The organism is Rhodoferax sp. AJA081-3 (assembly GCF_017798165.1).
Classification (GTDB): Bacteria; Pseudomonadota; Gammaproteobacteria; order Burkholderiales; family Burkholderiaceae_C; genus Allorhodoferax.
Window position 1 is genome coordinate 3736787 of the sequence record NZ_CP059068.1, and the last position, 14047, is coordinate 3750833.

14 protein-coding genes are annotated in these 14047 nt (G+C 62.0%); 13 read left to right on the plus strand and 1 reads right to left on the minus strand.

Features of this window, described 5'->3' with window-relative positions:
* Window positions 1–2: 2 nt before the first annotated feature.
* The 9 genes from HZ993_RS17590 (at window position 3) to HZ993_RS17630 (ending at window position 7343) form a co-directional block, all read left to right on the plus strand.
* Window positions 3–590 carry a hemerythrin domain-containing protein gene (locus tag HZ993_RS17590; RefSeq protein WP_209394027.1) on the plus strand — a complete coding sequence of 196 codons (588 nt, stop codon included), beginning with the start codon at window positions 3–5 and terminating at the stop codon, window positions 588–590.
* Between the two features lie 36 nt (window positions 591–626).
* Window positions 627–1679, plus strand: coding sequence for an aromatic ring-hydroxylating dioxygenase subunit alpha (locus HZ993_RS17595; protein WP_209394028.1), 1053 nt, complete (start codon window positions 627–629; stop codon window positions 1677–1679).
* Between the two features lie 11 nt (window positions 1680–1690).
* Window positions 1691–2665 carry a PDR/VanB family oxidoreductase gene (locus HZ993_RS17600; RefSeq protein WP_209394029.1) on the plus strand — a complete coding sequence of 325 codons (975 nt, stop codon included), beginning with the start codon at window positions 1691–1693 and terminating at the stop codon, window positions 2663–2665.
* 33 nt (window positions 2666–2698) lie between these two features.
* Window positions 2699–3316: a TetR/AcrR family transcriptional regulator gene (locus tag HZ993_RS17605; RefSeq protein ID WP_209394030.1), complete on the plus strand. Its 618-nt coding sequence runs from the start codon at window positions 2699–2701 to the stop codon at window positions 3314–3316.
* Between the two features lie 100 nt (window positions 3317–3416).
* Window positions 3417–4418, plus strand: a complete 1002-nt coding sequence (locus HZ993_RS17610; protein ID WP_209394031.1) for an NADP-dependent oxidoreductase — start codon at window positions 3417–3419, stop codon at window positions 4416–4418.
* 40 nt (window positions 4419–4458) lie between these two features.
* Window positions 4459–5163 (plus strand): SDR family oxidoreductase, encoded by a 705-nt coding sequence (locus tag HZ993_RS17615; RefSeq protein ID WP_209394032.1) that lies wholly within the window; start codon window positions 4459–4461, stop codon window positions 5161–5163.
* A 39-nt stretch (window positions 5164–5202) separates the two neighbouring features.
* Window positions 5203–6084, plus strand: coding sequence for an alpha/beta fold hydrolase (locus HZ993_RS17620; RefSeq protein ID WP_209394033.1), 882 nt, complete (start codon window positions 5203–5205; stop codon window positions 6082–6084).
* Window positions 6085–6378: 294 nt separating this feature from the next.
* Window positions 6379–7047, plus strand: coding sequence for a DsbA family protein (locus HZ993_RS17625; RefSeq protein WP_209394034.1), 669 nt, complete (start codon window positions 6379–6381; stop codon window positions 7045–7047).
* 44 nt (window positions 7048–7091) lie between these two features.
* Window positions 7092–7343, plus strand: coding sequence for a hypothetical protein (locus HZ993_RS17630; RefSeq protein WP_209394035.1), 252 nt, complete (start codon window positions 7092–7094; stop codon window positions 7341–7343).
* Between the two features lie 187 nt (window positions 7344–7530).
* Here HZ993_RS17630 and HZ993_RS17635 read toward each other — a convergent pair whose 3' ends face one another.
* Entirely contained in the window at window positions 7531–9357 is a 1827-nt protein-coding gene (locus tag HZ993_RS17635; protein WP_209394036.1) for a sigma-54-dependent Fis family transcriptional regulator, read from the minus strand.
* A gap of 255 nt (window positions 9358–9612) precedes the next feature.
* Here HZ993_RS17635 and HZ993_RS17640 point away from each other — a divergent pair, with 255 nt between their 5' ends.
* The 4 genes from HZ993_RS17640 (at window position 9613) to HZ993_RS17655 (ending at window position 13985) form a co-directional block, all read left to right on the plus strand.
* Complete coding sequence (locus HZ993_RS17640; protein ID WP_209394037.1) at window positions 9613–11067, plus strand: benzaldehyde dehydrogenase; 1455 nt, start codon at window positions 9613–9615, stop codon at window positions 11065–11067.
* A 40-nt stretch (window positions 11068–11107) separates the two neighbouring features.
* Window positions 11108–11875: a coniferyl-alcohol dehydrogenase gene (locus tag HZ993_RS17645; RefSeq protein ID WP_209394038.1), complete on the plus strand. Its 768-nt coding sequence runs from the start codon at window positions 11108–11110 to the stop codon at window positions 11873–11875.
* Window positions 11876–11909: 34 nt separating this feature from the next.
* A complete protein-coding gene (locus HZ993_RS17650) occupies window positions 11910–12767 on the plus strand; it encodes an alpha/beta fold hydrolase (protein ID WP_209394039.1) in 858 nt (285 codons plus the stop codon).
* Between the two features lie 78 nt (window positions 12768–12845).
* On the plus strand, window positions 12846–13985 hold the full coding sequence (locus tag HZ993_RS17655) for an ABC transporter substrate-binding protein (RefSeq protein WP_209394040.1): 1140 nt from the start codon (window positions 12846–12848) through the stop codon (window positions 13983–13985).
* Window positions 13986–14047: the final 62 nt, after the last annotated feature.

The window sequence follows — 14047 nt, forward strand, 5'->3', positions numbered from 1 at the left end:
CCATGGAGCCCACCAGCCTGACCATCATTCGTGAAGAACATGCCGCTCTTGTTGCACTGCTGCGCTCGGTCGGGCTGATGGTGGCGCGCGGCCCTGGCGTGGATCGCCAGAATTTTTTCGATGTGCTGGGCGCCATGCTGTTTTACATCGACGAGTTCCCTGAACGCCTGCACCACCCCAAGGAAACCGAGCTGCTCTTTCCCCGCGTGGCACGCCGGGTGCCCGAAGTAGCTGCGCTGATTGCGCGCCTGGACGGCGAACATGCCAGGGGCGAGTCCGCCGTGCGCGAGTTGCAACACCTGCTGCTGGCATGGCACTGGATAGGGGATTCGCGCCGCGCAGCCTTTGAAGCAGCCGCCGGCAGATACCAGGACTTCTATCTGGAGCACATTCGCATGGAGGAGAGTGTCATCTTGCCCGCAGCCTTGAAGGTTCTGAGCGCCGAAGACTGGCTGGAGGTGGACGCCGCCTTTGCGACCAATGCTGATCCACTGACCGGCCGTTATCCGCGCGACCCGGTGTACGACCGCCTGTTCACCCACATTGTCACGCGTGCGCCAGCGCCCATTGGTGTCGGCGCAGATACCTGACATTGCCCCCTATGTTCAATCTACGAGGTGACCATCTTGTTTCTCAAAAATGCCTGGTATGTCGCCAGCACCCCTGACGAGTTAACCGACAAGCCGCTGGGGCGCACCATCTGTGGCGAGAACATCGCCTTCTACCGGGGCGAAGCCAACCGTGTGGCCGCGGTGGAAAACTTTTGTCCACACCGTGGCGCACCGTTGTCATTGGGCAAGGTCTGCGACGGCAAGCTGGTCTGTGGTTACCACGGCCTGGAGATGGGTTGTGATGGCAAGACCATTGCCATGCCGGGCCAACGTGTGCGCGGCTTTCCGGCCATAAAAAGTTACGCCGTGGTCGAGCGCCATGGCTTCGTTTGGGTCTGGCCGGGTGACGCAGCGCTGGCTAGCCCTGACACCATCCCCCATCTGGAATGGCACAACAACCCCGCGTGGGCCTATGGCGGCGGCCTGTTCCACATCCAGTGTGACTACCGGCTGATGATCGACAACCTGATGGACCTGACCCACGAGACCTATGTGCACGCCAACAGCATCGGCCAGAAAGAGATTGACGAGGTGCCGTGCAAAACCACGGTAGAGGGCGACCAGGTCATCACCAGCCGCTTCATGCACAACATCACGGCGCCGCCGTTCTGGCAGATGGCGCTGCGTGGCAACAACCTGGCGGACGATGTGCCGGTGGACCGTTGGCAGATCTGCCGTTTTACGCCGCCCAGCAACGTGATGATCGAGGTCGGCGTGGCGCATGCCGGCAAGGGGGGGTATGACGCCGCGCCCGAGCACAAGGCAAACAGCATCGTGGTGGACTTCATCACGCCCGAGACGGCGACTTCCATCCACTATTTCTGGGGCATGGCTCGCCAGTTCAATCCTGCGGACCAGGCCCTCACCGCGTCCATCCGCGAAGGGCAGGGCAAGATCTTCAGCGAAGACTTGGAGATGCTGGAGCTGCAGCAGAAGAATCTGCTGGCCCACCCCGGGCGCGCCTTGCTGATGCTCAATATCGACGCCGGTGGCGTGCAGTCGCGCAAGGTGCTGGATCGACTGATTGCGCAGCAGCAGGCGGCCACCGCCGCAAGCACCACGTACTGAGGATCGAGACCATGTCCAGCAGTGCGCCTACCCTGACGGTCCGCGTGGCGTGCAAAGCCGTTGAAGCCACCGACATTTGCAGCTTTGAACTGGTCGCCGCGGAGGACAGCGCACCGCTGCCCGCCTTCTCCGCAGGCTCTCATGTAGATGTACATCTGCCCGGCGGCCTGACACGCCAGTACTCGTTGTGCAACGACCCCCATGAAACCCACCGCTACCTGATCGCCGTGTTGCGCGACCCGGCCTCGCGTGGTGGCTCGCAAGCCATGCACGCAGAAGTGCAGGAGGGACAACTGCTGCAGATCAGCGCGCCCAAAAACCACTTCGGGCTGGCGCACGACGCGCGGCGCAGCCTGCTGCTGGCCGGTGGCATTGGTGTGACCCCCATCCTGTGCATGGCTGAGCGCCTGGCGATGGTGGGCGCGGACTTTGCCATGCACTACAGCAGCCGTACGCGCGCCCGCACGGCCTTTGTGGAGCGCATCGCCGCGTCACCCTTTGCGCCGCAAGTGCATTTCCATTTTGACGATGGGGATGCCGCGCAAAAGCTGGACCTGGCCGGGTTACTGAAGGACCCGCAAGCCGGCGCGCACCTGTATGTCTGTGGCCCCAAGGGTTATATGGATGCGGTGCTCACCACGGCCCGCGCAAGTGGTTGGCCCGAGAGCCAGTTGCACTATGAATTTTTCGCCGCTGAGGTCGCCAAGTCAGAGACGGATGCCAGCTTCGAAGTCCAGTTGGCCAGCTCCGGTCGTGTCATAACCGTCACCAAGGATCAGACCGTTACGCAGGCGCTGTCCGCGGCGGGTGTAGAGGTGCAGACCGCCTGCGAACAAGGTGTTTGTGGCACCTGCCTGACCCGCGTGTTGTCGGGCGTGCCGGACCACAAGGATGTGTACCTGACGCCCGAGGAGCAGGCGGCCAACGACCAGTTCACGCCCTGTTGTTCGCGTGCCAAGACGGCGCGGCTGGTGCTGGACCTCTAAAGCCGGCAGTTGACAGGGTGAATAATCGTTAGTATGATACGCATCATGCGAAAGTCACCACCCAACACCCGAAGCGCCGCCAAAGAAGCCTCACACGAACGCATCGTCGATGCCGCCGCACGGGCCATCCGCCGCAGCGGGTATGACGGTACGGGTGTTGCCGACATCATGAAAGAAGCCGGCCTGACGCATGGCGCCTTCTACGCCCACTTTGCGTCCCGCGAAGCCATGCTGGCCGAAGCGGCAGACCGTGCGGGTGCCGAATCCAACGCCGTCGCGGCGAGTGTCATCGCCGCGGTGCCACCCGAGCAGGCGTTGCAGGCTCTGATGCAGGTCTACCTCTCGAAAGAGCATCTCGCGAGCATTGAGACGGGCTGCCCGATTTCGGCCCTGGGTTCCGAGATGCCACGCCAATCACCCGAGGTGCGTTATGCCGCCACGCGCCGCATCAAGGAAATGGTTGACCTGATCGCCCGCCAGTATCCCGACTGGGGGCAACCCGCCGCGCATGAGCGTGCGCTGGTGACCGTGGCCACCATGGTGGGCACGCTGACGCTGGCCCGCGCCGTCAATGATCCTGCGTTGTCTGACGCGTTATGCAGCGCAAGCTTGAGAAGCCTGACACCGCCAAAGCCCGCAGCCAAAGACTGACATTTTTTTTGCCCTTAAATATGATGAACATCATGCGAAATGCCGAATTTGTCCAAAACCACGTGTTCCACCCCGCCACTTTTTGAAAAGAGAAACCACCATGCAAGCCTTCACCGTTGAACGTTATGGAAAAAAAAACGCATTGCGCCTGGCGGATGTGCCAACGCCCGAGCTGCGCGATGACGAGGTCCTGGTCCAGGTGCATGCCGCTGGTGTGAACCTGCTGGACTCCAAGATCCGCAGCGGTGAGTTCAAGCTCATCCTGCCCTACAAGCTGCCGCTGATCTTGGGCCACGACGTGGCGGGCGAGGTGGTCAAGGTTGGCCGCCGCGTGCGGCAGTTCAAGATCGGCGACGCGGTCTACGCGCGGGCGGACGACTTTCGGATCGGCACGTTTGCGGAATTCGTTCCGGTCAAGGAAGCATCCCTGGCGCTTAAGCCCGAGGGCCTGACGATGGAAGAAGCTGCGTCGATTCCGCTGGTGGCCTTAACGGCCTGGCAGGCGCTGGTGGAAAAGGCCAAGATAAAGAAGGGGCAGAAGGTTTTCATCCAGGCCGGCTCCGGCGGCGTGGGCACCTTTGCCATCCAGCTGGCCAAACACCTGGGCGCCACCGTGGCCACCACAACCAGCACGGGCAATGTTGCACTCGTCAAGAGCCTGGGCGCGGACGTGGTCATCGACTACAAGACGCAAGACTTTGAAGAGGTGTTGCGAGACTACGACGTGGTGCTGAACAGCCAGGACAACGAGACGCTGGTGAAGTCGCTGCGTGTGCTCAAACCCGGTGGAAAACTCATCTCCATTTCTGGACCACCCGACCCCGCCTTCGGCAAGGAGATCAAAGCCCCTGGTTTCGTCCGGCTGGTCCTGCGGCTGCTGAGCGCGGGTGTCCGCCGCAAGGCAAAAGGCCTGGGTGTCGACTATTCGTTCCTCTTTATGAAGGCCAACGGTCCACAACTGCGCGAGATCACTCGCCTCTTGGAGACCGGCGTTATCCGACCCGTGGTGGACCGCGTCTTCCCGTTCGCAGAAACCAATGCAGCCTTGGCCTACGTCGAAGCGGGCCGTGCCAAAGGCAAGGTAGTTGTCAAGGTCAAGTGAGTCCAGTTTCCCCATCCCCCATCCCTTTTTGGAGTTCCCCATGAAAATCGAAAATGCTGTTGTTCTTGTTACCGGTGCCAACCGCGGTATCGGCCTGGAGTTCGCCCGTGCCTTGCTTGCCCGCGGCGCCCGCAAGGTCTACGCCGCCGCGCGCAATCCTGCTACCGTCACCTTGGCCGGTGTGCAGGCTTTGCAGCTGGACGTGACCAACGCAGAGCAGATCGCAGCCGCCGCACACCAGGCGGCGGATGTGACCCTGGTGATCAACAACGCAGGTATTGCTCAACCCGGCGGTTTTCTCGCGCAAGACAGCGAAGCCGTTACACGCCGCATTTTTGAAACCAATTTCTTTGGCATGCTGAACATGAGCAAGGCCTTTGCGCCGGTGCTCAAGGCCAATGGCGGCGGTGCGCTGATAAATGTGTTGTCGGTTGCGTCCTGGCTCAACGGCAGTGAATTGGCCGCGTACTCGGCAAGCAAGTCGGCCGCCTGGTCATTGACCAACGCATTGCGCCACGAACTGGCGGCGCAGAAGACCCAGGTGCTGGGCCTGCACATGGCCTACGTCGACACCGACCTCACACGCGGCTTCGATGTGCAGAAGAGCAGCGCCGAAGACATCGTCCAGCGCGCACTCGACGGACTGGAGGCCGGTGCGGATGAAGTGTTGGCCGATGTGTTGACTCAGCAGGTCCGGCAAGGGCTGGCCGCGCCGCGCCCGGTCTATCTGCCTCCGGCCAACTGAGCCGGGAATATCGAACGCACACAACGCCAAAGGTCAACCATGTTATTCACAACCCCAGCGCCGCCGGCGGCGGCCAAGGCGGCTGGCTACTCCTGGAAGAACGTCCCCACGCAAACCATCACGGTGGGCGATGTCAACTTCGCGTACCGAGAGTTGGGCAAGCAGAACGGCGGAACGCCCGTGGTGTTTCTCGTCCACCTGGCCGCCGTGTTGGACAACTGGGATCCCCGCATCATGGACGGCATGGCCGCCAAGCACCACGTGATCGCCTTTGACAACCGTGGCATCGGCGCATCCAGTGGCTCACCGGCGAACTCCATGGAGCAAATGGCCGACGATGCCATCACCTTCATCAAGGCAAAGGGATTGACGCAGGTTGACCTCTTGGGTTTCTCCATGGGCGGCATGGTCGCGCAGGAAATCGTGTTGAAGGAGCCACAACTCATCCGCAAAATGATCGTGGCGGGAACCGGGCCTGCCGGTGGCGAAGGCATCAGCTCGGTGGCGGGCGTCACCTTCTACGACATGCTGCGGGGCTTCTTCACGGGCCAGGATGCGAAGCAGTTCCTGTTCTTCACCCGCACACCTGGCGGCATCGCAGCTGGCAAGGCCTTCCTGGAACGGCTGAAGGAGCGCACGGAGAACCGTGACAAGGAAATTTCTGTGCGCGCATTTATGGCGCAACTGGAGGCCTTGCGCGTCTGGGGTCAGAAGACGCCGGTTGACCTGTCGGTGGTCAAGCAGCCTGTGCTTGTTGTCAACGGCGATGCGGACCGCATGGTCCCCACGCCCAACACACATGACCTGGCGCGGCGACTCCCGAACAGCACGCTGATCATCTATCCCGATGCAGGCCATGGCGGCATCTTCCAGTTCCATGCCGATTTTGTGCCCAGCGCACTGGCGTTCCTTGGCCGATAGATCAAATTGGCCTCTAGCCCCCGTGAAATATAGTGATATAGCTATACAAAACGTAGCATTTGTGCCAACTGAGGCGCACCATCTCGCACGCAGCCCGTAAACCCAAACGTGCGCGCGCGCAACAGAAGCGCCCTCAGCCCCGTTCCAGCGCGTGAACGGGCTGTTAATCCACTATTTGAGTGATTTGTGAAACAGTAATGGCCGGAACATGGGGTTTATCTGAACGGATATGGAAACTAAAGTCCATACCAACGCTACAGGGCGCTTTTAAACCAACCCCAATAGGAGCCTTTCATGATCCGCACTAATCGGGAAGAAGACAGCACCACGCACACCACCGTTACCTATTTGTTCGACCCCCTGTGCGGCTGGTGTTATGGCGCGTCGCCCGCGATCCAGCAACTGGGTCAGCAAGCCAATATCCAGCTGGAGCTGGCCCCTTCGGGGCTATTTGCCGGTGGCGGGCGCACCTTGGACGCGGCGTTTGCAGATTACGCGTGGTCGAATGACGTGCGCATTGAAAAGCTGACAGGCCAACGCTTCACCCAGGCCTATCGCAGCAAGGTACTAGGCCACCTCGGCAGCGCCTTTGACTCGGCAGTTACGACACTGGCGTTGACTGCGGTGTATTTGACCGCGCCGCAGCGCGAGCTGGAGACGCTCAAGGTTTTGCAGGAGACCCGCTATGTGCAGGGGCTGGACACCTGTGACGGTTCGGTGGTCGTATCGCTGTTGCGCGACCTGGGTTTGGCTGCTGCCGCGGACAGTTTGGCCGCAAGCGACGCCGAGCTGCTGGCCACCAACGCCGCGCGCATCCAGAAGGCGCGGGGCCTGATGCAGACCTTTGGTGTGCAGGGCGTGCCAGCCCTGGTAGTCCATGATGTCAAGGGCAGTCGGCTGTTGCGTGGCGATGCGCTGTACGGCAACTTTGACAAGCTGCTCAGTCAAATCGGTGCGGCCTGAGCATCGGCGCAGAACGCCTCGCACACAAAGAGAAGGAGCCTGCCATGACCATTCTTCGCCAAGTCCTGGTTCACCAGCGCGCGGGGCGTTGGCGCGAGGCGCACAACCTGGTGCAGAGCGACGACTCACCGCTGGGTGCCTGGCTGCACGGCATCCTGCACATCCAGGAGGGCGATCTGGAAGATGCCGAGTACTGGTATGACAAGGCCAACCGACACTTCCGCAGCCGGGGCAGCTTGGACGAAGAGCTGGCGCATTTCGAAGCGGCGTTGCTGCGTAGAGACGGAGCGGTGTAGCTGGCAGCACTGGCGGTGGGCGGTGGCGACGCCATCGCCGGCTTGCCCCGCAGTGTGTTCGTCAACAGCTTTTGTGGACAGGTTGTGCTGATGATTATCATGAATTTTGCCTGTATCCCCCGTGAAATATGGCAATGCAGCTATATAAAACATAGCGTCTATGCTGAAACTGCGCACGGCTCCACACTCAGTCAATCAACCCATGCTTGCGCGCCCGGTACGCCAGCTTGGGCCGTGTGGTGTTCAGCAACCGTGCTGCGGCGGACAGGTTGCCGTGTGCGGCGGTGATGGCGCGCTGCAAGGTCTCAATCTCGGTTTGCTCCAGTGTCTGGGGCCCCGGTTTGCTACTGCCATTGCTGTCACTACCTGTTTCGGGTACAACCCGCGCCGCATTTAGGTTCAGCGTGCCCGAGCCGGCTTGCAGCCGCAGGGTCATCACCTCTTCGCTCAAGGTCTCACCGCTGGTGAACAGGTGGTGCAGGTCGATCAGGCCGTCTGTATCCGCCGTGATCACGGCGCGTTCTACCAAGTTTTGCAGCTCGCGGATATTGCCCGGAAAGTCATAGTTCAGCAGCGCCCGCACGGCGGCCTGGCTGAAGCCGCGCACCTGGCAGGCATGTTTGTGCCGGTAGTGGTTCAAGAAGTGGTTCATCAGCAGGGGGATGTCGTCGCGGCGCTCACGCAGTGGCGGCAGGTGGATGGGAAACACGTTGAGGCGAAAGAACAGATCCTCGCGGAAGGTGCCGTTGCGCACGGCCTGGCGCAGGGCTTCGTTGGTGGCGGCCACCACACGCACATCGACCGCAATGCTGCGTGTGCCGCCCACGCGTTCGATCTCGCCCTCTTGCAGCGCACGCAGCAGCTTGCCCTGGGCCACAAAACTCAGCGTGCCGATTTCATCCAGAAACAAGGTGCCGCCACTGGCGCGTTCAAACCGGCCAGGCCGCGACTGGCTGGCCCCGGTGTAAGCGCCGCGCTCCACGCCAAACAGCTCGGATTCGATCAGCGTGTCCGGAATCGCCGCGCAGTTAACGGCCACAAACGGTTGGTCCTTACGTGGGCTGATCTTGTGCAACATGCTGGCAAATTTTTCCTTGCCCACGCCGGACTCACCGGTGAACAGCACCGTGGCCGATGTGCGGGCCACGCGGCTCAATTGGTGGCAGGCCGCGTTGAAGGCGGACGAGGCGCCCACCATGGCATCTCCGGCCACAGCAGCCGTGGGTAACTCGGCGGCGCTGGCGGCCGGGCGCGCATATGCGGCGGTGTCGACAAACTCCTTGGCGTTGAGGTAACGCATGTCCTCTTCCACGTCGTCCCACAGCTCGGCCGATTTGCCCAGCACGCGGCAATGTGCGTCGCCCATGGAGCGGCACTCGATTTCGCGGAACACCACCAGGCAGCCGAGCAGTGTGCTGACATATCCGGTGGCATACCCCACCTGCATCCAGCAGGCCGGTGAGCCGCCAATGCCGTAGGCGGCAATGTGTTCGTCGTCCTCACTGGCGTTGTGCCACAGGAATTCACCTTCGTAGCGGCTGGTGTCGGGGTCGTAGGACGCACGCACCAGTTCCACCTTCACCACGCCCTCCAGCGCATGCAGGCGCGTGCCGGCAATGGCAGCGGCCAGCGGGTCTGCGTCGGGCCATTGTTTGCGCACCATTTGTGCGTCGCGCGCGCCGCTCACGTATCCCGCGCGCGTGAAGAGGCCGCGGGCGCGCTCCTGGCCCAGGCTGTCGATCATTTCGCGGCGCAGCGAGCCCAGGGCCTCGGTGTGCAGCAGCACCATGCGCTGGTCTTGCAGCCAGATGCGCCCGTCACCGGGTGAGAAGAACAGGCATTCGCTGATGTCGGCCACGCTGGGGTGGGCCGCGCTGGGTGGAAGACCGCCGCCGACTTGGGTGCTGGTGAAGCTGCCCATGGCCTTGGCCACGGCTGTGCTGTCGAAATTACCCAAGGTGGTGCCGGTGGCACGGGCCACATCGGCCAGGGATATCCGCTTGGAGGGTGGCATTGTCTTGCTCGTTATTTTGATGCTTTGGATAAATGTAGCGGCATTTATTCACCATTTGGTAAAAGTTTTTGCCCAAATTGGCGCTGCTGCACCGCAATAGATCTTCCTAGGGTATGTCCCTAATTTCCCCAGCATGCAGGTGCCTTGCACGGGCATTTACAGCAACTGGGTGGCATGGCTTGGCCCGCGCATTGCAATGAAGTGCTACGCCACTCGGATGTGGTGACTTGATCAAACAACCCAAGGAGACAGCAAATGGGCGCTTCTGAAAACATTGCATTTTTGAATTTCTCTGGCCTGGCGCCCACCCCCAAGGGCGGTGGTGTGCGCGAGGTGCTGGAGCCCGCCACCGGGCGCCTGTTGTCGACCGTGGGCATTGCCAATGCGGCTGACATGGCAGTGGCGACGCGGGCTGCGGCTGCGGCGCAAAAGGCCTGGGTGGCGGTGCCACCGCGCGAAAAGGCGGAGGTGTTTCGCCGCGCCGGTGCGTTGTTCCAACAGCACTTTGACGAGCTGGCCTTGTACGCCACACGGGAGACCGGTGGCATCTTGCCCAAGGGCCAACACGAGATCCGCGAGGCCATCACCATCTGCCACCTGGCCGCCGCCATGCCACTGCAATCGCAAGGCCATGTGTTGCCCAGCGTGCCGGGGCGCACCAGCATCGCGCGGCGTGTGCCACACGGCGTGGTGGGTGTGATCTCGCCGTTCAACTTTCCGCTGATCCTAACCATACGCGCCGTGGCGCCGGCCCTGGCGGCCGGCAATGCTGTGGTCATCAAGCCCGATAGCCGCACGCCGGTGACCGGCGGCCTGATGATTGCCCGCGTCTTTGCCGAGGCCGGATTACCCGCAGGCCTGTTGCACGTATTGCCCGGCGATGCCGAGGCGGGTGAAGCGCTGGTGACCGATCCCCTGGTGCCCATGATTGCCTTCACCGGATCGCCTGCCGTGGGCCGCCGTATTGGTGAACTGGCGGGCAGGCATCTGAAGAAAGTGTCGCTGGAGCTGGGCGGCGCCAACTCGCTGCTGATTCTGGACGATGCCGATCTGGACATTGCCGCCAGCAATGCGGCCTGGGGCGCCTACCTGCACCAGGGGCAGATTTGTATGGCGTCCAACCGCATCCTGGTGCAGCGGAGCATCGCCGCCGAACTCACACAACGCCTCGTGGCCAAGGCCACGCATTTGCCGGTGGGCGATGGTGCCAGCGGCCAGGTCGCACTAGGCCCGCTGATCGATGCCAAGCAGCGCGACCGTGTGCATGCCATCGTGCAAGACAGCATCCAGGCCGGTGCCAAGCTGGAGGCGGGTGGCACGTTTGATGGCCTGTTTTACAAGCCTACGGTGCTGTCCGGCGTCAAGCCCGGCATGCGCGTGTTTGACGAGGAAACCTTTGGTCCGGTGGCCAACATCATCATCTTCGATACGGATGCAGAGGCCATCGCGCTGGCCAATAACAACACCGGCAGCCTGGCCTGTGCCGTCATTTCCCAATCGGTGGGCCGTGCCATGGCCGTGGGCCAGCAGCTCAAGTGCGGCATGGTGCACATCAACGACCAGACGGTGAATGACGATTGCGTCAATCCCTTTGGCGGCCCTGGCATCGCGGGCAACGGCACCAGCGTGGGTGGCCCCGCCGATTGGGAGGAATACACCCAGTGGCAGTGGATGACCGTCAAAGACACGGCCCCGATGTATCCGTTCTGAACCCCGCATTTCCATTCTTCAAACAACAAGGAGACACAGCATGCAACTGCAAGGCAAAACCATCGTCATTACCGGAACATCCTCCGGCATAGGCGCCGAGGTGGCCAAGCTCGCCCGCTTCCAGGGCGCCACCGTCATTGGCCTGGACCGCAACGACCCCAGCCTGACGCTGGACCATTTCGTCAAAGCCGATCTGGGCACGGCCGAGGCCATTGACGCGGCCGTGGCGCAACTGCCGGACCGCATCGATGCACTGTGCAATATCGCCGGTGTGCCCGGCACGGCCGATGGCGACCTGGTGGCCCGCGTCAACTACCTGGGTGTGCGCCACCTGACCGAAAAGGTGTTGGCCCGCATGCCGCGCGGCGGCAGCATCGTCAACGTCGCGTCCATCCTGGGGGCCGAGTGGCCGCAACGCCTGGCATTGCACAAGGAGCTGGCGGTGATGAAGAGTTTTGCCGCCGGTGCCCATTGGTTGCGCGACCACCCGGTGCCACACGCAACGTGTTACCAGTATTTCAAGGAAGCGCTGATTGTGTGGAACGCCACCCAGTCGCAGGAATGGTTCATGGGCAAAGGTGTGCGTATGAACTGCGTGGCGCCTGGCCCGGTCTTCACGCCGATCCTGGGTGACTTTGTCTCCATGCTGGGCCAGGAACGTGTGCAGGCCGACGCCCACCGCATGCTGCGCCCCGGCTTTGCCGACGAGATTGCACCGGTGATTGCCTGGCTGTGCAGCGATGCGGCGCGCTGGGTTAGCGGCGTCAACATCCCGGTCGATGGCGGCCTGGCTTCGACCTACCTCTAGTTAGAAACCACCATTCCGTTCTGAAAGTGACTCCATGAGCGACCTATTCGTTTCTATCAACGGCGTCAGGATCCGATACCGGGACAGCGGTGGCGAGGGGCCAGCGATCCTGATGACGCACGGCATTGGCGAATCGCTAGAGTTCTGGCACCGGCAGTTCGATGACCTGGGGCAGTCCCTGCGTCTGATCGCCTGGGACATGCCTGGGCATGGTTTGTCGGACGAATCCGCAGATGCGATGAGCCTTGAGGGGCAGGCCGGCATGGCCTGGAAGCTGCTGGACCATTTGGGGGTCAAGCGGGTGCATCTGGTTGGCAACTCGCTTGGGGCGGCCATGTCCCTGCGCATGGCCGACCAGACACCCACTCGCGTCAGTTCTCTGCTGCTGGCCAACTCGGCCGCTTTGGGTGCCGAAGTGTTCGGGGCCTTCAAGCTGATGACACTGCCTGGGCTGGGCGCGTTGATGAACAAGCCTGGCCCCATGGCGGTGGCGCAACAAATCAAGGCCATCGTCCATCGGCCTGAAGCGATCACGCCACTGGTGCGTGCCGCCATTGAGCGCAATGTGCACAGGCCAGGCGCTGCAACCCACTTTCTGAGCCTGCTTCGCGCACTGACCACGCTACGTGGCCAGCGCCGGGAGGTGTGGACGCGTTCACATCAGATTCTGAAAGGCCTGAGCATTCCGACGCGGATCGTTCATGGTGAACAGGATGTGGTGTTGCCGATCAGCCACTCCATCACAGCGCATGGCCTGTGCAACGGTTCAGAGTTTGTGCGGCTCCAGGACTGCGGGCATACCCCACAGCTTGAACAACCCGAAGTGTTCAATGCGCTGCTGCGTAAGTGGCTTCGCGAAAAACGGGAGACACCTTTGCCATGCGCAGTTTGATGGACACCGAATGCATGAAACACCCCGATTTCACCTACCGCTGATACATCCCAAAAATCTACAAGGATTGGAGACACTATGAAGAAGAAAATTTTGCGCGCCACGTGCGCGGCGGCACTGTTCACACTAGGTGCGGCGGCACACGCTGACATCAACATCGGCGTGAACCTATCATTGACGGGCCCGCTGTCCTCGCTGGGCCTGCCGGTCAAGACCTCGTTGGACCTGTGGCCCGAGCGCATTGGCGGCGAGAAGATCAAGCTCATCGTGCTGGACGATGGTTCTGACTCCGTAGGCGCGGTCAAGAACACACGCCGCTTCATTATTGAGAGCAAGGTGGACCTGTTGCTGGGTTCCTCGGGCGTTCCGGCCGTGCTGGCCATGGCGCCGGTAGCGGCCGAGACACGCACCGTGCAGCTTGCCTTTGCACCGGCGCCACGCCCCGGTGGCAAAGACGACTGGACCTTCCCGCTGCCGCAGCCGGTGTCGCTGATGTCGGACGCCGTGGCCAAACGTATGGTGGCCGACAAAGTGAAGAAGGTCGCCTTCCTGGGTTGGAACGAAGGTTATGGCGAGATGTGGCTACAGGCCTTCAGTGCCTCAGCCAAGAAGGCCGGGCTGGAGGTGGTGTCCACCGAGCGATTCGCCCCGCCCGACACAGCCATCACGTCACAGGCCTTGCGCGCCATTGCCTCCAAGCCCGACGCCGTGCTGATTGTGGGCGCCGGTTCGGCCGCCGCCATGCCACAAATCAACCTGCGGGAGCGTGGCTGGAGCGGTCCTATTTACCAGACGCACGGCGCCGCGTCGCCCGACCTGGTGCGTGTGGGTGGCAAGGCCATGGACGGTGCGATTCTGCCGGCCGGCCCGGTGCTGGTGGCCGAACAGTTGGCGGCCAACAACCCCATCAAGCCGGTCGCCACCGAATACGTGAATGCGTTTGAGAAAACCCATGGCGCCAATTCACGCACGCAGTTTGGGGCGCACGCCAATGACGCGCTCAAGGTGCTGCAACGCATCGTGCCGCTCGCGCTGAAAAAGGCCAAGCCGGGCACAACCGAGTTCCGCCAGGCGCTGCGCGATGCGCTGGAGAGTGAAAAAGAAATCGTCATTTCACATGGCGTACTCAACTTCACACCGACTGACCACATCGGCTTTGACGAACGCGCCGTGGTGATGCTGAAGATCGAAGGCGGGCAGTTCGTGCTGCAACGCTGAGACACAGAAGAGATAACACCGGGCGCCAAGCCCGGGCTAAACCACCTTTAACAGGAGACAAA

Bases quoted from the DNA above. Each gene is read 5' to 3' on its own strand.
- HZ993_RS17590 (WP_209394027.1), top strand. From the start codon at position 3: ATGGAGCCCACCAGCCTGACCATCATTCGTGAAGAACATGCCGCTCTT.
- HZ993_RS17600 (WP_209394029.1), top strand. From the start codon at position 1,691: ATGTCCAGCAGTGCGCCTACCCTGACGGTCCGCGTGGCGTGCAAAGCC.
- HZ993_RS17605 (WP_209394030.1), top strand. From the start codon at position 2,699: ATGATACGCATCATGCGAAAGTCACCACCCAACACCCGAAGCGCCGCC.
- HZ993_RS17610 (WP_209394031.1), top strand. From the start codon at position 3,417: ATGCAAGCCTTCACCGTTGAACGTTATGGAAAAAAAAACGCATTGCGC.
- HZ993_RS17615 (WP_209394032.1), top strand. From the start codon at position 4,459: ATGAAAATCGAAAATGCTGTTGTTCTTGTTACCGGTGCCAACCGCGGT.
- HZ993_RS17620 (WP_209394033.1), top strand. From the start codon at position 5,203: ATGTTATTCACAACCCCAGCGCCGCCGGCGGCGGCCAAGGCGGCTGGC.
- HZ993_RS17625 (WP_209394034.1), top strand. From the start codon at position 6,379: ATGATCCGCACTAATCGGGAAGAAGACAGCACCACGCACACCACCGTT.
- HZ993_RS17630 (WP_209394035.1), top strand. From the start codon at position 7,092: ATGACCATTCTTCGCCAAGTCCTGGTTCACCAGCGCGCGGGGCGTTGG.
- HZ993_RS17635 (WP_209394036.1), bottom strand. From the start codon at position 9,357: ATGCCACCCTCCAAGCGGATATCCCTGGCCGATGTGGCCCGTGCCACC.
- HZ993_RS17640 (WP_209394037.1), top strand. From the start codon at position 9,613: ATGGGCGCTTCTGAAAACATTGCATTTTTGAATTTCTCTGGCCTGGCG.
- HZ993_RS17645 (WP_209394038.1), top strand. From the start codon at position 11,108: ATGCAACTGCAAGGCAAAACCATCGTCATTACCGGAACATCCTCCGGC.
- HZ993_RS17650 (WP_209394039.1), top strand. From the start codon at position 11,910: ATGAGCGACCTATTCGTTTCTATCAACGGCGTCAGGATCCGATACCGG.
- HZ993_RS17655 (WP_209394040.1), top strand. From the start codon at position 12,846: ATGAAGAAGAAAATTTTGCGCGCCACGTGCGCGGCGGCACTGTTCACA.